We start from the raw sequence: 19375 nt of genomic DNA, 5'->3' as shown, positions 1-19375 counted from the left end.
CTCCAGCGCACAGCCCCATCGGTTTTGCCCATGCTCCTGCCCGGCCATCGACTGCTTCCCTCACCGCCCCCTGTCCCGCCTGCAATCATCACTGACTTTGCCGCGGCGCAGGTCGCGATCGTATCTGACAACATGAACCGGCTGCACGGCACGCGCATGCTCCGCCCGTTCCATGGCAATGCCCGCCTGATCGGCACCGCGATCACCGTCAAGACTCGTGCCGGCGACAATTTCATGCTGCACAAGGCCTATGAACTGCTCCGGCCAGGCGACGTGCTCGTCGTCGATGGCGGCGGCGATCTCAACCAGGCCCTGGTCGGCGAGATCATCATGACGCGCGCCAAGGCAATGGGTGTCGCCGGCTTCGTCATCGACGGCGCCGTCCGCGACGTCGCCGCGTTCGCCGAGGCTGGCTTTCCCTGCTTCGCGCGTGGCGTCACGCATCGCGGTCCCTACAAATCAGGTCCCGGAGAGATCAACGTGCCGGTCTCGATCGACGGCATGGTGGTGATGCCGGGCGACGTCATTCTCGGCGATGAGGATGGTGTCGTGGCCTTCGACCGATCCGTTGCCGCGGAGCTGCTCGACCGGGTCAGGCAACAGGAGGCGCGCGAAGCCGGCGCACTCGCAGCCATCAGAGAGGGCCGCCTCGACAATTCCTACATGGGTACCGGAAGCGCTCCGGCCCAAGGAGCAGCGTCATGAGCAGCGCTGGTGCCATCGCCCTCGCCCCGAGGGTTCAACGGATCAAGCCGTCGCCGAGCATGGTCGCGCGGGAACGGGTCCGCCAGCTCCAGGCCGAGGGACGCGACGTCATCGATCTCACCGCCGGCGAGCCTGATCTCGATACGCCGAAGCATATCCGCGAAGCGGCTGCGGCCGCGCTCGAAGCGGGAGAGACGCGCTACACACCGGTGAACGGAACGCCGGCACTGCGCAAGGCGATCATCGCGAAGCTCGCCCGCGAGAACGGCGTTCGCTATGCCATGAACGAGATCTCGGTCGGCGGCGGCGCCAAGCAGGTCATCTACAATGCACTTGCCGCCACCCTCGGAGCCGGCGATGAGGTGATCATCCCCGCGCCCTATTGGGTCTCATATCCCGACATGGTCGAAGCCTGCGACGGCACGCCAGTGATCGTGAGCTGCGGCGAGAACGCGCGATTCAAGCTGTCGGCCGAAGCTCTGGAGAAAGCGATCACGCCAAGGACGCGCTGGCTCATTCTGAACTCCCCGTGCAATCCCACCGGCGCGTTCTATTCCGCGGCCGAGATCAGGGCGCTCGCCGATGTGCTGCTGCGGCACCCTCATGTCGCGGTCATGACCGACGACATCTACGAGCACATCCGCTTCGATGGCGGGGCAACGCCATGCATCGTTGCCGCCGAACCTCGGCTGAGGGTGCGTACTCTGCTGGTCAACGGCGTCTCCAAGACCTATGCCATGACTGGCTTCCGGCTTGGCTACGGCGCGGGGCCCGCCGAGCTCATCGCCGCCATGAACACGATCCAGTCGCAGTCGACATCCTGCACGTCCGCGATCAGCCAAGCGGCGGCGACGGCAGCACTCGAAGGCGATCAGGGTTTCGTCACCGAGGCCCGCGAGATGTATCGCCTTCGCCGCGATCGTGCGGTCGCCATGCTGAACGATATCCCCGGCCTCTCTTGCCTTCCGCCCGATGGCGCCTTCTATGTGTTTCCGTCTTGCGCCGGCCTGATCGGGAAGACCACGCCCGAGGGCAAGGTCCTGAAGACGGATCTGGACGTCGTCATGCACTTTCTCGACGCCGCAGGCGTCGCAGTGATCGATGGAACGGCATACGGCATGTCATCTTATCTGCGCATGTCCATCGCGACATCATTGCCGAAGATCGAAGAAGCCTGCACGCGGCTGGCACGAGCCTGTGCGGCCTTGCGCTAACCGCAGACGGATGAAGGGAAGAGCCATGAGATTGTTCCAGGTCGCCGCCGCCGGACTCCTGTTCCTTACCGGGGTCGCCAGCGTGGCAAGGGCCGACGAGCTTGCCGATGTGAAGGCCCGCGGCAAGCTGGTCTGCGGAACGCTCGGCACGGCCGAGCCGTTCAGCTTCCAGGATCCGAAGACACGTGAAATCGTCGGATACGACATCGACATCTGCCGCAAGGTCGCGGAGTCGCTCGGTGTTGTGCTCGAGATCAAGCCGATGGCCGTCGAGGCCCGTATCCCCGAGTTGATACAGGGCCGGGTCGACATCCTCGCTGCCAATCTCGGCTGGTCGAAGGAACGCGCACTACAGATCGACTACAGCTACTCGTATTTTGTCAGCGAGCAGAAGGTGCTGGTGTCTGCCGATTCCGGCATCGCGACGCTCGAGCAGCTGTCCGGCAAGCGGGTCAGCGCCCTCAAGGGATCGTCTTCGGAACAAGGCGTCAGGCGCGTCATACCGACGGCAGAAACGGTGACTTTTCAGGATTCGTCCTCGGCCTTCCTTGCGGTCGTTCAGGGAAAAGTCGACGGATTTTGCGCCTCTGAGCTGATCCTGGTGAAGCTCCGCAAACAGGCGCAGGCCTCCGCGCCGATGTCGATCATCGAGAAATCGGTCTTCGTCGAACCGTGGGGCCTCGGCGTCCGCAAGGGCGAAGCGGCTTTCAAGGATCAGGTCAACAAAGTGCTGGCCGATCTGGATGCATCAGGAGAAGCCGGCAAGATTTTTGCCAAGTGGTTCGGGCCGGGAACGGTCTATGACATGAAGCGGGATTTCAAGATCGAGGAGATCAAGGGCTGATCCCCTCGCATCGAGCGCGAAACTGAACATCCGGAGTGCATGATCTTACGATGGGCTATGTCTTCGACCCGGCCGCAGTCCTGACCGGCCAATATCTGGACTGGTTCATCTGGGGACTGGCGACGACGATCGCGCTGACTGTGGCGGCGTGGCTGCTCGGGATGACGATCGGGATCATCCTGACGCTGGTCCGCATGCTTCCGTTCAGGCCGCTCGAATGGCTGGTCGCGGGTTACGTCGAATATCATCGCAACGTTCCGCTGCTGGTTCAGATCCTGGTCTGGTATTTCGGCGTCCCGCAACTGTTGCCTCGCGCCATCCGCATGTGGGTCAATAGCCACCACAGCGAGTTTCTTCTCGCGATGGTGGCGCTGGGCCTCGCCAGCGCGGCCTATATCACTGAGGATTTGCGCAGCGGAATTCGCTCGATCCCGAAGACGCAATACGAGGCGGCGCGCTCGATCGGGTTCAACTACCTCCAGGCGATGAGCTACGTGATCCTGCCGCAGGCCCTGCGCATCGTGATCCCGCCGCTGATCAACCAGACCCTGCTTCTGTTCAAGAACACCAGCCTCGCCATGGCGATCGGCGTCGGCGAGCTGACCTATCGCACGCGTGAGGTCGACAGCTACACGTTCAAGACGTTCGAGGCGTTTGCCGTCGCAACCATCCTTTATCTTGCGATCTCCTTCGCCATCATGGCGCTCGGCAGCTTCGCCGACCGGCGCCTGAAACTCGAGATCCGCTGATGCTGGAGATCCTCGAGGACAACTGGCTTCTGTTCCTGATCGGGCAATATCCGCATGGCCCCGTCGGTGGCCTCGCCATGACGCTGTTCCTCGCCCTGGCTGGTTTATCTCTCAGCTTTCCTGTCGCGATTGCGCTGGCGCTGGCGCGTCTCAGTGCGCGTCGCTGGCTTCGCGCACCGGCCACCGCCGTGGTTTACGTCGTGCGCGGCCTGCCGCTGATCATGTTCATCTTCTGGACCTATTTCGCGCTGCCGCTGTTGATCGGACATACGGTCGGAGGCGTCGAGACGCTGCTCTTCGCACTTGTCGTCTACGAGGCGAGCTATCTGTCGGAGATCATCCGGGCCGGGATTGAAGGCCTGCCGAAAGGCCAGGCCGAGGCGGCAAAGGCCCTTGGCCTCGGCTACTTTCCGACAACCTTCAAGGTCATCCTGCCGCAAGTCCTGCACAACATGATGCCAAGCCTGGTCAGCCAGTTCGTCTCCACGATCAAGGAGACCTCGCTCGGCTACGTCATCAGCGCCAACGAGGTAACCTTTGCGGCGAGCCAGGTGAACAACCAGCTCATGACGCAACCGTTCGAGGTGTATGGCTTGCTGGCGCTGACCTATTTCACGCTTTGCTTCACCCTGACATCGGCGGCGCGCTGGCTGGAACGCCGGCTGGCGGCCGAGCGCGGTGGGCTCGGCGTTCAGCCGGCGTGAGGGCAGCCATGATCCGCTTCGAGGCTGTGGAGAAATGGTTTGGCCAGCACCAGGTGCTGGCCGGCGTGACGGGCGAAGTGAAACGTGGCGAGGTCGTCACGCTGCTCGGCTCATCGGGCTCCGGCAAATCGACACTCATTCGTACGGTGACACGCCTGGAAGCCATTCAAGGCGGACAAGTGCTGTTCGAGGGAGTGGACGTCGCCGGGCGTGGCGTCGATATCAACCGTTTGCGCCAGCGCGTCGGCTTCGTGTTCCAGGCGTTCAACCTGTTTCCGCATCTTACCGCCGTCGGCAACATCACGCTGGGGCTGGAGCGTCTCCGAAAGATGCGCAAGGCTGCGGCCAGAGACCGCGCCATGACCGAGCTCGACCGTGTCGGGCTGGCCGACAAGGCCGACGCCTTGCCGTCGCGCCTCTCCGGCGGGCAGCGGCAACGCGTCGCGATCGCGCGCGCACTCGCGATGGATCCGGATGTCATGCTGTTCGACGAGCCGACCAGCGCGCTCGATCCGGAAATGGTCAACGAGGTGCTGCGGGTGATGAGGACGCTGGCGCAGAATGGCATGACGATGGTTGTCGTCACGCACGAGATCGGTTTTGCGCGCGAAGTCGCGGACACCGTCTGGTTTCTGAACAAGGGCCAGATCGTCGAACGCGGTCCACCGGCCGAGGTCCTTGATGATCCCCGTCACGACAGGCTGCGCTCCTTTCTCTCAAGAGCGCGTTAGCGCCCTCTTGTTCTGACTTCCTAGCGCCGGCCGCCGCCCATCCCGCCTCCGGGACCACCAAAGCCGCCCCCACCCATTCCGCCACCGGGGCCCATCGGCCCACCGGGCGAGCCCATACCGCCGGGGCCTGACGGGCCGCTCGGTCCTGTTGGCGCGGAGCCGGGATTGCCACCGGGATTCGATCCAGGCGCGGCAGGTCCGCCCGGCGGACTGTTGCCCGGGCTCGGGGTACCGCGATCCGGATGCATGATCGAACCGCCAGGCGACCGGCCGGGATTGCCGCCGCCAGGCTGAGGCGTCCCCGGTCCCTGGCCAATCGCTTGCGTCGACTCGATCTGCAAGCCACGCGAGCGATCGAACACGCCATTGACCACCATGCGCGCTTCGCCCGCGGCCGGCCCGAAGCGCGAGCTGTCACGGGCCACCAAGCCGGAGCCGAGCTGCAGGCTCGAGCCCGCACGCTGCACATAGGCCTCGATCGAGAGCCGGCTCGCGCCGACGAGATCCGAGAAATCGTCGATGCGCGTGCGCGCGGCCTGCATCGCGCCCTGGCTCGCGCTGCCCTCGATCTGGACGCGCTGGCCGACCAGCAAGGGATCGACGCCGCTCAGCTTCAACCCGCCAATATGCAGCCCGTCGGGTCCGCGCTCGACCAGACCGGTGACGCGCTCAGTTGCGCCCTTCCTGGGCTCGACCAGGCTTGCAACGATCACACCGTCGGTCCGGCGCAGGCCATAGACGGCGACCTGCATGCCGGCACGGAGCTTGCTCTCCTTGCTGCCAGCTACGATCTTCTGACCCAACACCGTCAGCTCATTGCCCTTCACCTGCTCGATCGGCCCGGAGACCTCGCTCGCGATCGCGATGTTGCGGGTGACGAGTGTGCCGTCAGCCTGCCGCGTCGCGACCACGCGGGCGAGCTGGCCGATGCGCAGCGCCTTCGGGCTCGCCGCCTCGCCATCGATACGCACCGGCACGTCGCTCGCATAGGTGACGCGCTCGCCATTGACGTAGATGCTGCCGAAACGCTGGATCACGCCGACGATGCCGGTGCCGCCGATGCCATGATCGTCACCGCGCGTGATGCCGGTTCCACCGATGCCCTGGTCGGTGCCGCGCTTGACCTGCGCGCGCGCCATCGCTGTTCCGGCGAGCCAGAATCCGGTCAGCAGCAGTCGGCGGGAGATCAGCGGCGGCCGGCTCATCAGGAGCTGCCCTCCTTGCCGGTGTCCTTGCCGCTCTCCTTGCTGACGTCCTTGTTGACGTCCTTGGCCTCGCCCTCTTCATCGGTGTCTTCGCTGTAGATGTAGATGCCGAAATTCCAGCGCGCGTCGCCGCCCTTGTCCTTGGCGAGCGCCCGATTGGCCTCGCGGTTGGCGGTCTTCAGCGCATCCATCGCGAGCTCGCGCGAGCGCGCCTCGAGGCGCCTCGCAAGTTTCGGCGAGATGTTGTTGTAATGCACCGCGCGTTCGAGGAAGCGCGGCGCCGGCCCCGACACGTTCTCGGCGGCGGCCGCGATATGGTCGTGCAGATTGCGGCCGAGATAGTGCCATTTGCTGTCGTCCGCGCCACTCGGGACGAACGCCGCCTCCACCAGCTCGATCTCGTCGGCCGCGTTGATGGTGACGAGCTGGCGGTCGACCCATTCGTCGAGCACCGCGCGCGGGCGCACGTCCTTGGTGACGGAGGCGACGAGTTGCTCGAATGACGGCGCATCGCCCTCGGCGGTGCGCGGCAATGCCAGCGGCTCGCCTCTCGCGTCGGTGAATTCAGGCGCGGCGAGCCAGCGCGCGATCACCGCGCTCGTCAGCGACAGCGCCGCCGGCGTCTCGTGCACGGGTGCGCCTGCGCCACGCAGCCGCGCCACCTCCTTGCGGTGGATGCCGGTGAGCAGGCTGACGCGGCTGTCGGTCTGCTCTTTGCCATCGAGCGCGAAATCATACTCGGCGACGTTGACGAAGAGCTCGCGAAGCAGCTGCGCCAGGGCCGGAAAGGTCATGCCGCTGCGGATACAGAGCCGCACGAGCGGGCGCAGCAGCCGCGCCAACGGCGCGTGCAGCTTTGCTGCGGCATTCGGCTCTGGCGCCGCCGCTTTGGGCCCGGACTTGGCATTCATGTCTAAATTGTAGCCATCTGCGGCGTGGGACACAATCCCACTTTTTTCTCCTTCACGATTGACGTGGTAAATTTTCCCACATATACGAGACGGCACTGAGGGCGCGATTTGAAGGGACATCGACCATGGCCGACCGCTTGGCCCGTATTTCCAGTGCACCGCGTGCCGTTCCAATGCTCGACCACGGCCGTCACGACACCATCGCGCCGATGCTGCCGGCGCTGTTGCGCGGCGTGATCTTCATCTCGGTGCTGGCCGCACCGTTCGTCGCAGCGCTGCTCGCGAGCTGATACCATCATGCATCACACCAGCTCTCCCCCGCGCCGCCCGTCGGTGCTGCACATCTTCAAGATCTACTATCCCGACCTGTTCGGCGGCACGCTCACGGTGATCCGTGACATCTGCGCCAGCCTGAAGGACGTCTTCGCCTCCGCCGTGCTGACCTGCTCGCAATCAGCCGACCGGCGCGAGATCATCGTCAACGACGTGCCGGTCGAGCGCGTCCGCTCGTTCGGCAATGTGATGTCGCTTCCGGCCGCGCCCGCCTATCCCTGGCGGCTGTGGCAGAAGATCGCCGAGCACGATCTGCTGGCGCTGCATGCGCCCTTCCCGCTCGCCGACCTCGTCTTCGCCCTCGGCTTTGGCCGCAACCGGCCGCTGGTGGTGCACTGGCACGCCGACATCGTCACCCATGCGGGCCTGCGCTGGTTCATCGAGCCTCTGATGCGGCGGACGCTGCGCCGTGCCAAGGCGATCATCGTCTCCGACCGCGTCCTGGTCGACGAGGCCCCGCTGCTGCGGGAATTCGAAGACAAATGCCATGTTGTGCCGTTCGGCATCGACACCAGTGTTTATGACTGGCCGAAGATCGAGCCACACCACGTCAACGATCGCGGCCGCCTCGTGCTCGCCTGCGGCCGGCTCGTGCCCTACAAGGGGTACGACGTGCTGATCCGCGCCGCCGTCAACCGCACATTCGAGGTCTGGATCATCGGCGAAGGCGCCGAGCGGCCCCGGCTCGAGCAGCTGATCGCCGAGCTTGGCCTCGGCGACCGCGTTCGCCTGATCGGCTCCGTCAGCGATTGCGAGCGCATCAAGCTGATGTGCCTCGCCGACGTCTTCGTGATGCCATCCATCACCAATGCCGAGACCTTCGGCCTCTCCCAGCTCGAGGCCATGGCCGCCGGCCGCCCCGTGGTGAACACCGCGCTCGACACGGCGGTGCCGCGTGTCGCCCGCCACGGCGTGGAGGCGATCACCGTGCCGCCGGGCGACGCTGAGAAGCTCGGCGAAGCCATCGACGCCCTGATCAGCGATCCCGAGCGCCGCCGCCGCATGGGGCTTTCGGCCCGGACCCGCGCCGTGAGCCGCTATTCCGCCAGCGCCTTCAGGGAAGGCATGGAATCCGTCTACCGCGCGGCCGTCACCGCGCCCTCCAATGAGGCCGCGCCCGTCGCCGAGGCGCCGCAGCCAACGGGCTGGTTCGACAGCTTGCGAATTGCCGCAGCGCTGGCCTGGTCCGACATGCGCCACCGTTATGTGCGCTCGCTGCTCGGTCCGTTCTGGATGTCGCTGCAGATGGCGATCGTGGTCGCGGTGCTCGGCTCGGTGATCGGCCAGATGTCGAACGCCGGTATGCTGGCGCGGCTGCCGATGCTGGCGCTGTCGATGACGGCCTGGACCTTCCTCAACAGTGTGGTGCTGGATGCGACCACGGCGCTGCAGAACTCCGCGAGCCTGATCCGCGACCGGGCGCTGCCGCCGGTGATCTTCCTCCTGCAATGCACGTTCCGCCAGGGGCTGTTCGCCCTGCACAATGCCTGCGTCCCTCTCCTGCTCTGGCTGCTGCTCACGCCGCACGATCTCTCCGGCGCGCTCGCAGCGCTCCCGGGCCTGTCGCTGTTCGTGATCTGCACCTTCGGCCTGAGCCTCGTCCTCGGTGCGCTGGCGACGCGGTATCGCGACCTCAAGCCGATCATCGAATCGACGCTGATGCTCGCCTTCCTCGCCTCGCCCGTGATCTGGTCTTCGGACATCGTCAATCACCGCTCGACCGTGATGCGGCTCAACCCGCTGACCCATCTGTTCGCGGTGTGGCGCGAGCCGCTTGTAGGCGGCCATGTCGATGCGACCAGCGTCATCTATGTCCTGGTGGCGCTAGCGCTGCTGCTCTGTGCGAGCGTGCTGACGCTGGTCCAGTTGCGCAAAGCCGCGTTCTGGATCTGACCGATGGCCTCGATCAACCTGCGTCATGTCTGTCTCGATTATCCCCTCTACGGCGCCTACGACTTCTCGCTGAAGCGGCGTCTGCTCGGCCACCTCATCCGCGAGAAGGGCGAGATGCGGATCATCCGCGCGGTCGACAATGTCAGCATCGAAGCCGAGGCCGGCGCGCGCATCGGGCTTGCCGGTCCCAACGGCTCCGGCAAGTCGACGCTGCTGCGGCTGATCGCCGGGGTCTACCCGCCGAGCAGCGGCCGTGTCGCGATCAAGGGCAATGTCGTGCCCCTGCTCGGCCTCAATGCCGGCGTGAACCTCGACTTCATCGCCGAGGACAACATCGCCCTGTTGCTGCGGATCGGCGGCCGCAAGCCGACCCGCGCCGTGATCGACGAGATCTGGGCGTTCACCGAGCTCGAAGAGCGCATGCAGCGGCTGCCGTTGCGGATGTTCTCTTCGGGCATGCTGATGCGCGTGCTGTTCGCGACCGCGACCGCCTTTCCGGCCGACATCCTCCTGCTCGACGAATGGCTGAGCGTGGTCGACGAGCATTTTGCCGAGAAGGCCGAGCGGCGATTGCAGAACCTGGTCTCGCAGGCCGCGATCGTCATCATCGCCTCGCACGACCAGCCGCTGCTGCGCCGCACCTGCACCAGTATCATCAATCTCGACCACGGCCGCATCGCCTCGACCGTCGCGGTCGAGCCGCCGTCGTCCCTGTCTTTCGAGCTCCGCGAGAAACGCGCATGAAGCAGAACATCCTTGTCGTCTCCGAGGCGCTCGGCGAGCCCAACCACAAGCGCGGCATCTTCCATTTCACCCGCGAATTGATGCGCTCGCTCGCCGCCGAGGGCCATGAGCTCACCCTGCTGGTCGAGACCACGCGGCGTTACCGCAAGCTGCGCCAGCGCGAGCGGCGCACAAAACTGTTCCCGACGCAGTCGCGCAATATCGAGCTGCTCGCCCTCTATCGTTTCCTCGACGAGATCAACATGGCCGAGCCGCTGGCGCGCAACGGCCTGCGGCGTACGCTCGACTGGCTGCGCCACAAGGCCACCATGTCGGTGTCGTGGGACTATATCGTCTGCTTCCTGCGTGCGATCGGCCTGCGCCGCCTGCACGCGCGGCTGATCGAGAACAAGACCGCAGCTCTCGAATACATCCCGCCGGACCTGCGCCACCTCGAACTGTTCCGCGACTTCCAGCTCGAGCCCGGATTCTACAGCTATCAGGACTCCTCGGCCTTCTTGTTGCTGCCGCCGCCGCGGATCGACGCGCGCGACTATGACGTCATCGTCATCGACACGCCGACACGGGTGTCGGTGAGGCGCAGGCCGGATGCCAAGGTGATCTGCGTCGTGCACGATCTCTTGCCGCTCACCGATCTCAAGCTCAGCGACGTCGCAACGCGGCTGTTCCTGTCGCGGCTGCTCACCAGCCTGCGTCAGGCCGACGAGCTCGCCTTCGTCTCAAACTATAGCATGATGCGGTTCAGGGACCTGTTACCGCAATTTGCGCACCTGCCGGCGCGGGTCGTGTATCCCCGCACCCGGTTCGACGCCCCGGATGTCCTGCACCTCCCAGCCCCGTCGGGGCGTCCGGGGCGGCCGAGCTTTGTCGTCATCGTGTCGAACGAGCCGCGCAAGAATGTCGCCACAGTCATTCGCGCGTTCCGCAACATCCCCCAAGCCGATCTGGTGGTGATCGGCCTAGCCGGCCAGATCAGCAAGATGCGCAATCTTCCATCAAACATTCGTTTCGCCGGCTATGTCGACGAGCACGAGAAGGCCGCTTTGATCGCGGACGCGCATGGCCTGATCATGCCGAGTTTCGCCGAAGGTTTTGGCGTGCCGATCATCGAGGCGCTGGCTGCGAACACGCCTGTGCTGTGCTCCGACATCGCCGTGTTCCGCGAGGTCGCCGGCGAGCTCGCGGATTATTTCGATCCGTTCGCGACCGACTCGATTGTGGCCTCCGTCACCCGCGTGCTGGCGCGGCAGGAGGAATGTCGCGGCCGAATCCGGGCGCGCCGCTCCGAGCTTGCCGAGCGCTTCGGCTACCAGACCCAGGCCCGCGATTTCCTTGGGCAATATGTGGCCCCGGAACGCCTGGTCGCGGCGCGATAAGCATGACCGCCGAAACGCCACCCCTGACTAGTTACTGGCCGCGCTCGTGGCCGACCTCGCCGGTGATGACGTCGCCGAACAGCTCCCAGGCCTGTCCGTTGAAGCGCATCAGCTGCATCTGCTCAATCGGGAAATAATCGTCCGGTGAGGTGTTGACCATGATACCGGGCAGCATCAGGTCGGTGTGGAAGTTCTTCAAATTCGCCGCCTGCTTCATGACGTTGTCGCGCGTGAGGTTGTCGCCGCACTGCTTCAGGACCTGCACCATCGCCTCAGCCTGCACGTAGCCATAGACATTGTTGGCGTTGGCCTTGTCGCCGTCGGGATAATATTTGTCCATGAATTCGCGCCATTTCACCACTGCAGGATCCTTGTCCCAGGTCGGATCGGTGGGGTCCTTCAGATAGACGGTCGAAATGATGTCCTTGGAATAATCGAGCCCGGCGGGTTTCAGCACCGAGGCCACCGACGTCGCGGTGTTGGCAAGGAAAAACTTCGGCTTCCAGCCGAGCTCACCGACCTTCCGGATCGCCTGCGCCGAGCCCTTCGGCGCGGCCCATGAGAAGAAGATGTCGGCGCCAGAATCATGCAAGGCGACGATCTGCGAGTCGATCGAGGGATCGCTGACCTCGTAGGATTTGTCAGCGATGATCATGTTGGCTTTGTCGCCGAGCCCATCCTTCAGGCCCTTGAACTGGTCCTTGCCGGCGTCGTCGTTCTGCCAGAACACCGCGATCTTGCCGTTCGGGAAATTGTCGCGAATGTACTTCGCGTAGATCCGCCCCTCGCTCTGGTAGTTGGGCTGAAAGCCCATGGTCCAGGGAAAGTTCTTCGGGTCCCCGAACTTGGTGCCGCCGGAGGCGACGAACAGCTGCGGCACCCTCTTGGCGTTCATGTATTTCATGATCGCGGAGTTCGAGGGCGTGCCGAGCGCCTGGAAGATCAACAGCACCTCGTCGCTCTCGACCAGCTTGCGCGCCTGCTCGATCGCCTTCGGCGGCGAGTAGGCATCGTCATAGCTGATGAAGTTGATCTTGCGGCCGTTGATGCCACCCTGATCGTTGATCATCCTGAAGAACGCGGCCTCGGTCTTGCCGATCACGCCATAGGACGACGCCGGTCCGCTATAGGGCATGATGTTGCCGATCTTGATTTCGGTGTCGCTGGCGCCGGGATCGTATTTCTTTTGTGCCAAGGTCTGTGCCAAGACCGGTGTCGTGACGAGCACGCCGGCAGCAAGCATGGCGAGGGCAGCAAGGTTTGCGCGACGACCCGGCATCGTTTTCTCCCCTATGTTTTGTCGTTCTTATTGTAAGGGAGTGTCGCAAGCAGGCCTGCCGCTGGCAAGCGGCAGCATTTTCCGCAAGGTGAAACGCGAAAGACAGGAACTTATGCGATGCGCTGCAGCATCCTCACCGCCCGTCCATCGATCACGAGCAATGCACTGCCGATGACGGTCGCACCTGCGATCTCGCGCATGGAGATCGGCTCGCCCAGCACGAGCCATCCCAGCAGGATCGCCGTGACGGGAATGAGCAGCGTCACCAGCATGACATTGGTGGCGCCAGAGCGGCGTATGATCTGAAAGAAGACGATATAGGCGAGCGCGGTCGAAAGGCTGGCCAAACCAAGCACAGCCAGCCAGGTCGCAAAGCCCGGCATCGGCAGACGCCACGGCTGCTCCATCGCGCCAGCAACGATCGCCATCATCACTGTGGAGGCCATCAGCTGAAACGCCGCCGTCCCAAGCGGCGGCGAGTCCTTCAGCAGCCGCCGCGCCGCCAGCGCCGCGAAACCATAGCTGAGGGCGCCACCGAGGCAGAGCAGAATGCCGAGCCCCTGCCCGGTCCGCGTCTCGATGCCCCACCCGCGCAGGATGATCACACCGGCGAGGCCCAGCGCCACGCCGGCCACCCGCCGCGCCTGCAACGCCTCCTCCTTGGCCGCCGCCATCACCAGGACGGTGAACAATGGCGTGGTGGCGTTCAGGATGGAAGCGAGTCCGCTCGGAATAAATGTCTGGCCGATCACGATCAGTGAGAACGGAATGACGTTGTTGAGCAGCCCAATCGCGAAGAACGGCTTCCAGCCGGCGACGCCCTTGGGAAAGCGGATCCCTTGCATGCGCAGCAGCGGCAGCAGAATGGCCGCGCCGAGAACTACGCGCAGGAATACGAGAGTCAGCGGCGGCAATTCCCGCAACGCCGCACCATTGAAGAAGAACGAGCCGCCCCAGAGGATCGAGAGGACGGCAAGTAGGGACCAGTCTCGCGCGTCGATCCGGTTATCGTTCGGGGGCATGGCGTCTCACATAGGCGATCGGCCCCACCGCCTAGAATGGGGCGATGAAGATTGCCACCCGATTTCCGAGAAAAGCGTGGTTCAAGACGGTTCACGCGATCGCGCATCCCACGCGATATCGGCGATCACCGCCCCAATCACCAGCGCCCCGCCAATCAGCGCATGCACGGCGGGCACCTCGCCAAATCCCACCCAGATCCAGAACGCCATCAGCGGCGTCTCCAGCGTCGCGATCAGGGAGGCCTGCCCTGACGGCAGCAGGCGCGAGCCGAGCATGTAGAAGGTCAGGCCGAGCGCGACCTGGAGGCAGCCGAACATTGCGAGGATCGCAAGGCTGTTGCCGCCGACATGGGCGATGTCTTGGGCGAACGGCAGGCTGACGAGGCTGCCGATGAAGTTCGACAGCGCTGCCGCCGCGACCATCGAGGTCTCCCTGTGGCGCCGAACGACGACTGTCATGGCCGAGATCGCAAGCACCATCAGGCAGCTCAGGGCGACGCCGCCGATATCAGCCCCGGCCCTGATGCCGCCGACAGTGATGACGACACCGGTCAAGGCGACGAGGCTCGCGATCAGGGTGCGCCATGCCGCGGCTTCGCCAAGCCACAGCCATGCCAGCGCCGCCGCCACAAACGGCTGGGTCGCGATCAGCACCGCGACATTCATGACATTGGTCATCTGAAGCGCGGGAATGAACGAGATCATGCCGAGCGCGGACAATGACGCCACCAGCAAGCCGCCGCGTCCCGGCACCACCAATTGCCGCAACGCGCCCGGCCCCTGCATCAGGACGAGAAGCACGGAGATCAGGCTGCCGCCGAACAGGCCGCGCCAGAACAGGATGGTCCAGGGATCAAACGGCAGCAGTCGCGTGAAGAACGGCGCCGTGCTCCAGGCAATCGCCGCCGCGGCAACGAGGGCAATGCCGAGACCGCGTTCCGATCGAGGCTGGCCCATGTAGGATTTCCGGATTAGGACGGCTTCTTCGGCCGCGACACCAGCTCGATCATCTTGCCTTCGTCGTCGTCGGGCATCGCGGCCTTCGCCTGCGCGTAGGACTCGACAGCCGCACGCGAGACCAGCGGCTTGCTGGCCAGCAGGCTCTCGGCGAGTTTTACGGCGTAGGCAGCGTCCTTGTGACGGAGCGCAGCTGTGAACGTCGCGCCGCTGAAGTCGCGGGCGACCATGCGCTTGGAATGGCGTTGCACCTGCGGGCTCGCGGCAACGCCCGCCTGGATCGATTCCAGCACCAGCTTCATGTCGAGCCCGGCCTGCTCGGCGATCGCGAGGCCCTCGGCGAGGCCCGCGATCTGGATCGCGCCCAGGAGATTGTTGATGAGCTTGTAGACCGTGCCGGAGCCGACCGCACCGAAATGGCGGATGGTCGAGCCGATCGGTTCGAGGAATGGCCGCGCCCGCTCCAGGTCGGCCGCGTCAGCGCCGGCGAGCAGCGTCAACTTTCCGGCAGCGGCCGCATCCGGCAATCCCGTTACCGGGCAATCGATGTAGATCAGGCCGCGTGCATTGAGCTCGCGACCCATCTCGCGCGCATGGTCATAGGAAACGGTGGAGCACTCGATCGCGATGGTGCCGGCCTTGGCCGTCTTGGCCGCGCCGTTGATCCCGAGCCAGACGACGCGTGAAGCTTCGTCGTCGGCGACCATGGTCACGACGGCATCGGCATCGATCGCGGCGTCCTCAGGCGAGGTCGCCCATTGCGCACCGCGCGCGATCAGGTCTTCGGCTTTTGCCTTGCTGCGATTCCACAGCGTCACCGTAAAACCGGCATCGAGATAGCGGCCGGCCATGCCATGGCCCATCCGCCCCAACCCGATGAAGGCGACACGGGGCATGCTAATCCACGTCCTCGATGTCAGCGCCAGTGGTGCCGAAGGCGCGCTGCGCCAGGGTCGCGGCCATGAAGTCGTCGAGCTCGCCGTTGAGCACGCCCGACGTGTCGGAGGTCTGCACGCCCGTGCGCAGATCCTTCACCATCTGATAGGGCTGCAGCACATAGGAGCGGATCTGGTGGCCCCAGCCGATATCGGTCTTGGCGGCCTGGTCGGCGGCGGCCTTCTCCTCGCGCTTTTTCAGCTCGATCTCGTAAAGGCGCGCGCGCAGCATGTCCCAGGCCTGCGCCCGGTTCTTGTGCTGGGAGCGGCCGGCCTGGCAGACCACCGCGACGCCGGTCGGAATATGCGTCAGGCGCACCGCGGATTCGGTCTTGTTGACGTGCTGGCCGCCGGCGCCGCCCGATCGCATGGTGTCGACGCGGACATCGGATTCCTTGATGTCGATCTTGATGCTGTCGTCGATCACAGGGAATACCTGCACGCTCGAGAAAGACGTATGTCGCCGCGCGTTGGAATCGAACGGCGAGATGCGCACCAGCCGGTGCACGCCGGCCTCGGTCTTCAGCCAGCCATAGGCATTGTGGCCGGAGACCTGGATGGTCGCGGATTTGATGCCGGCCTCTTCGCCCTCTGACTCTTCGAGGAATTCGACCTTGAAGCCGTGCGTCTCGGCCCAGCGCGTGTACATGCGCAAGAGCATCTGTGCCCAGTCCTGGCTCTCGGTGCCGCCGGCGCCGGCATGGACTTCGAGGTAGGAATCGAAGCGATCAGCCTCGCCCGACAGCAGCGCTTCGAGCTCGCGCCGCGCCACTTCCTTCTTGAGGTTCTTGAGCGCGGCTTCAGCCTCGGCCACGACACCCGCGTCGCCCTCGGCCTCGCCGAGCTCGATCATGCCGATGTCGTCTTCGAGCTCCTGCTCGACCTTGCCGATGCCCGAGAGCGAATCCTCAAGCGAGGTTCGCTCTTGCATCAGCTTCTGGGCTTTCTGGGGATCGTTCCAGAGGTCGGGATCTTCTGCGAGCTTGTTCAGCTCAGCGAGGCGCGCCGTCGATTTCTCGACGTCAAAGATGCCTCCTCAGCAGCCCGACTGACTGCTTGATCTCTTCTACCAACCGTTCGATTTCGGCGCGCATGTCGTTCTCTGGTCTCGCGGAATCCCGCGTGCAATTGAGATGGGGATGTAGCGGCGGCGGCTGGAAAGCGCAACCGCCCGCCTCATTCATCGTCGGCGTTATACGCTAATACAGTCCGCCAGTGCCCGGCCGCATGAAGAAGCCGGAATCCGGCGGCTGCTGCTGTCCCCCCGGCACGCCGCCGCGCCCGTCAGCATCGGCGACGCCGATGACGGAGTAATTATCCGGCGGCGCCGTACCCGGCTTGAAGGCTTCCAGAATGGTTCCGCCGGTCTCGCCGGGGCCGGCGCGCATGCCGGTCTTGGCGACGACGCGGATCAGCTTGATGCCGGCCGGCACCTTGAACGGAACGGCGGGCTTGTCGGCGAGCGCGAGCTTGAGGAAATCGCGCGCGATGGGAGCGGCCAGATGGCCGCCGGTCGCGGCGTTGCCTCTGCCGAGCGGACGCGGCTTGTCGTAGCCCATGTAGATGGCCACCGCGACGTCAGGCGAGAAGCCGACGAACCAGGCGTCCTTGGCCTCGTTGGTGGTGCCGGTCTTGCCGGCGATCGGCTTGCCGACTTCCCTCACGACGGTCGCGGTACCGGCCTGGACCACGCCCTCCAACAGCTCGGTGATCTGATAGGCGGTCATGGAGTCCAGCACCTGCTCGCGGCGGTCGATCAGCTGCGGCTCGTTCTGGTTCTTCCAGCCGCCGGGCGCGTCGCAGCCGCGGCATTCGCGCTGGTCGTGCTTGAAGATGGTGTGGCCGTAACGATCCTGGATACGGTCGATCAACGTCGGCTTCACGCGGCGGCCGCCATTGGCGAGCATCGAATAGGCCGTCACCATGCGCATCGCCGTGGTCTCGCCGGCGCCGAGTGCGTAGGAGAGATAGTTCGGCAATTCGTCATAGACGCCGAAGCGGCGCGCATATTCACCGATCAGGGGCATGCCGATGTCCTGCGCGAGGCGCACCGTCACCGTGTTGAGCGACTGCCGCAGCGCGTTCCGCAGCGTCACCGGTCCCTGATATTTGTTCACCGAGAAGTTTTCTGGCCGCCAGACGCCGGCGCCCTGGCCTTGATCGATTTCGATCGGCGCATCGAGCACGACGGTCGAGGGCGTATAGCCGTTGTCGAGGGCAGCCGAATAGACGATCGGCTTGAACGACGAACCGGGCTGCCGATAGGCCTGCGTGGCGCGGTTGAACTGGCTCTGATCGAACGAGAAGCCGCCGACCATTGCGAGCACGCGGCCGGTCCAGGGGTCCATTACCACCATCGCGCCCGACACTTCGGGGATCTGGCGCAGACGGTACTGGCCTTCGACCGGTTGTCCTTCCTTGCTGTAGAGCGGATCGGCATAGATCACGTCGCCGGGCTGCAGCACCTGCGCCACCGACGTCGCCGCCCTGCCCTTTGCAGCGCCCTGGGCCGCCTTGGCCCATTTGACACCGTCGAGGGTGACGAGGCCCGTCTCGCGCTGCTTGCTGACGGCGCCGCCGAGCTCGCGGTTCGGCTGGAAGCCGATCCGCGCCGACTGGTCGCTGGTCTCCAGCACCACCGCCATGCGCCACGGCGAGATGTCGGAGAGCGACTTGATCTCGGCGAGCTTCACGCCCCAGTCGCCCGAAATATCGAGCTTGCTGATGGCGCCGCGATAGCCCTGCTGCTCGTCATAGTTCACGAGGCCGGCGACCATGGTCTTTCGCGCCATGACCTGGATCTTCGGATCGAGCGTGGTGCGCACCGAGAGGCCGCCCTCGTAGAGCTTCTTCTCGCCGTAACGCTCGAAGATGTCGCGGCGGACTTCCTCGGCGAAATATTCACCGGCGAAGGTGTGGGCACCGTTGGAACGGTTGGTGACGGCCAGCGGCTCCTTGCGCGCCTTGTCGGCGTCGGCCTGCTTGATCCAGCCGTTCTCCTGAAGGCGGTCGATCACGTAGTTGCGGCGCTCGATGGCGCGATCACGGTTGCGCACCGGATGCAGCGTCGCCGGCATCTTCGGTAGAGCCGCGAGGTAGGAAGCTTCCGCCACGGTGAGCTCGTTCACCGACTTGTCGAAGTAGACCAGCGAAGCGGCTGCGATGCCGTAGGCGCCGAGACCGAGATAGATTTCGTTGAGATACAGCTCGAGGATCTTGTCCTTCGAATAGGTCTTCTCGATGCGCATCGCGAGCAAGGCTTCCTTGATCTTGCGCGCGAACGAGACCTCGTTGGTCAGAAGGAAGTTCTTGGCGACCTGCTGGGTGATCGTGGAAGCGCCCTGCGGACGGCGGTTGGAGCCGTAGTTCTGGAGATAGACCAGGCCGGCGCGGGCCATGCCGGTGTAGTCGATGCCGCCATGCTCGTAGAAATTCTTGTCTTCGGCGGCGAGGAACGCGTTGATCACGAGCTTCGGCACCGCCTGGATCGGCAAATAAAGCCGCCGCTCCTTGGCGTATTCGCCGAGCAGCGAACCGTCGGTCGCGTGCACGCGGGTCATCACCGGCGGCTCGTAATCCTGAAGCTGAGAGTAGTCGGGCAAGTCCTTGGAGAAATGCCAGATCAGGCCTGCCACGGCACCGACACCGACAAGGAACAACACCGTCCCCGCAGCGAACAGGAAGCCCATGAACCGCACAAGCAAGCGCATTATGTGTTTATCCGTTTAATTCCTGGATCAGCCCAAGATCAGCCTCAAGGCGCCCAAACCAAA

General features: G+C 64.7%; 18 protein-coding genes. 10 read left to right on the top strand and 8 right to left on the bottom strand.

Translation table 11 applies throughout. The features are described 5' to 3' along the window. Positions 1-30: 30 nt before the first annotated feature. Genes ACLFLU_RS20975 through ACLFLU_RS20950 form a run of 6 tightly spaced genes read left to right on the top strand, consistent with a single transcriptional unit; the run spans position 31 to position 4947 of the window. Complete coding sequence (locus tag ACLFLU_RS20975) at positions 31-705, top strand: RraA family protein (protein ID WP_426406785.1); 675 nt, start codon at positions 31-33, stop codon at positions 703-705. Further along, a complete protein-coding gene (locus tag ACLFLU_RS20970) occupies positions 702-1919 on the top strand; it encodes an aspartate transaminase (RefSeq protein ID WP_426406784.1) in 1218 nt (405 codons plus the stop codon). Before ACLFLU_RS20975 ends, ACLFLU_RS20970 begins: the two co-directional genes overlap by 4 nt. A 25-nt stretch (positions 1920-1944) precedes the next feature. Further along, the gene (locus ACLFLU_RS20965) at positions 1945-2763 is read left to right on the top strand and encodes an ABC transporter substrate-binding protein (RefSeq protein WP_426406783.1); all 819 of its coding nucleotides are present in this window, start codon (positions 1945-1947) and stop codon (positions 2761-2763) included. A 35-nt stretch (positions 2764-2798) separates the two neighbouring features. Further along, positions 2799-3512, top strand: coding sequence for an amino acid ABC transporter permease (locus ACLFLU_RS20960; protein ID WP_246229562.1), 714 nt, complete (start codon positions 2799-2801; stop codon positions 3510-3512). After that, positions 3512-4216, top strand: a complete 705-nt coding sequence (locus ACLFLU_RS20955) for an amino acid ABC transporter permease (RefSeq protein WP_426406782.1) — start codon at positions 3512-3514, stop codon at positions 4214-4216. The genes ACLFLU_RS20960 and ACLFLU_RS20955 overlap by 1 nt, the downstream gene beginning before the upstream one ends. Positions 4217-4224: 8 nt before the next feature. Continuing rightward, positions 4225-4947: an amino acid ABC transporter ATP-binding protein gene (locus ACLFLU_RS20950; protein ID WP_426406781.1), complete on the top strand. Its 723-nt coding sequence runs from the start codon at positions 4225-4227 to the stop codon at positions 4945-4947. A gap of 20 nt (positions 4948-4967) precedes the next feature. On the opposite strand, the gene ACLFLU_RS20945 is transcribed toward ACLFLU_RS20950, so the two are convergent. Next, on the bottom strand, positions 4968-6152 hold the full coding sequence (locus ACLFLU_RS20945; protein WP_426406780.1) for a DUF5666 domain-containing protein: 1185 nt from the start codon (positions 6150-6152) through the stop codon (positions 4968-4970). Then, positions 6152-7063, bottom strand: a complete 912-nt coding sequence (locus ACLFLU_RS20940; protein WP_426406779.1) for a DUF6502 family protein — start codon at positions 7061-7063, stop codon at positions 6152-6154. Before ACLFLU_RS20940 ends, ACLFLU_RS20945 begins: the two co-directional genes overlap by 1 nt. A 125-nt stretch (positions 7064-7188) precedes the next feature. On the opposite strand from ACLFLU_RS20940, the gene ACLFLU_RS20935 reads away from it, so the two are divergent. From ACLFLU_RS20935 to ACLFLU_RS20920, 4 genes are read left to right on the top strand one after another with little or no spacing between them, the layout of a single operon-like run. Beyond that, positions 7189-7353 (top strand): hypothetical protein, encoded by a 165-nt coding sequence (locus ACLFLU_RS20935; RefSeq protein ID WP_426406778.1) that lies wholly within the window; start codon positions 7189-7191, stop codon positions 7351-7353. 7 nt (positions 7354-7360) lie between these two features. After that, positions 7361-9289 carry a glycosyltransferase gene (locus tag ACLFLU_RS20930; protein ID WP_426406777.1) on the top strand — a complete coding sequence of 643 codons (1929 nt, stop codon included), beginning with the start codon at positions 7361-7363 and terminating at the stop codon, positions 9287-9289. Between the two features lie 3 nt (positions 9290-9292). After that, complete coding sequence (locus ACLFLU_RS20925; protein WP_426406776.1) at positions 9293-10033, top strand: ABC transporter ATP-binding protein; 741 nt, start codon at positions 9293-9295, stop codon at positions 10031-10033. Next, the gene (locus tag ACLFLU_RS20920) at positions 10030-11409 is read left to right on the top strand and encodes a glycosyltransferase family 4 protein (protein WP_426406775.1); all 1380 of its coding nucleotides are present in this window, start codon (positions 10030-10032) and stop codon (positions 11407-11409) included. Before ACLFLU_RS20925 ends, ACLFLU_RS20920 begins: the two co-directional genes overlap by 4 nt. Before the next feature lie 31 nt (positions 11410-11440). Here ACLFLU_RS20920 and ACLFLU_RS20915 read toward each other — a convergent pair whose 3' ends face one another. The 6 genes from ACLFLU_RS20915 to ACLFLU_RS20890 all read right to left on the bottom strand — a co-directional run bounded on the left by ACLFLU_RS20915 (position 11441) and on the right by ACLFLU_RS20890 (position 19312). Beyond that, the gene (locus tag ACLFLU_RS20915) at positions 11441-12688 is read right to left on the bottom strand and encodes an ABC transporter substrate-binding protein (RefSeq protein ID WP_426406774.1); all 1248 of its coding nucleotides are present in this window, start codon (positions 12686-12688) and stop codon (positions 11441-11443) included. Positions 12689-12798: 110 nt separating this feature from the next. Beyond that, the gene (locus ACLFLU_RS20910; protein ID WP_426406773.1) at positions 12799-13710 is read right to left on the bottom strand and encodes a DMT family transporter; all 912 of its coding nucleotides are present in this window, start codon (positions 13708-13710) and stop codon (positions 12799-12801) included. An 81-nt stretch (positions 13711-13791) separates the two neighbouring features. Next, on the bottom strand, positions 13792-14667 hold the full coding sequence (locus tag ACLFLU_RS20905; RefSeq protein WP_426406772.1) for a DMT family transporter: 876 nt from the start codon (positions 14665-14667) through the stop codon (positions 13792-13794). A gap of 14 nt (positions 14668-14681) precedes the next feature. Next, positions 14682-15563, bottom strand: a complete 882-nt coding sequence (locus ACLFLU_RS20900) for an NAD(P)-dependent oxidoreductase (RefSeq protein ID WP_426406771.1) — start codon at positions 15561-15563, stop codon at positions 14682-14684. Between the two features lies 1 nt (position 15564). Then, a protein-coding gene (gene prfB, locus ACLFLU_RS20895; RefSeq protein ID WP_426406770.1) for a peptide chain release factor 2 occupies positions 15565-16696 on the bottom strand; the annotation gives its coding sequence in 2 pieces (ribosomal slippage) (positions 15565-16626 and positions 16628-16696; 1131 coding nt in all). Positions 16697-16801: 105 nt separating this feature from the next. After that, on the bottom strand, positions 16802-19312 hold the full coding sequence (locus ACLFLU_RS20890; protein ID WP_426406769.1) for a penicillin-binding protein 1A: 2511 nt from the start codon (positions 19310-19312) through the stop codon (positions 16802-16804). Positions 19313-19375 lie beyond the last annotated feature (63 nt).

It is taken from the genome of Bradyrhizobium ganzhouense (assembly GCF_049949285.1).
GTDB lineage: Bacteria > Pseudomonadota > Alphaproteobacteria > Rhizobiales > Xanthobacteraceae > Bradyrhizobium > Bradyrhizobium ganzhouense.
Note: the sequence above shows the minus strand (reverse complement) of the source record. Positions and strands in the feature narration are given on the sequence as shown.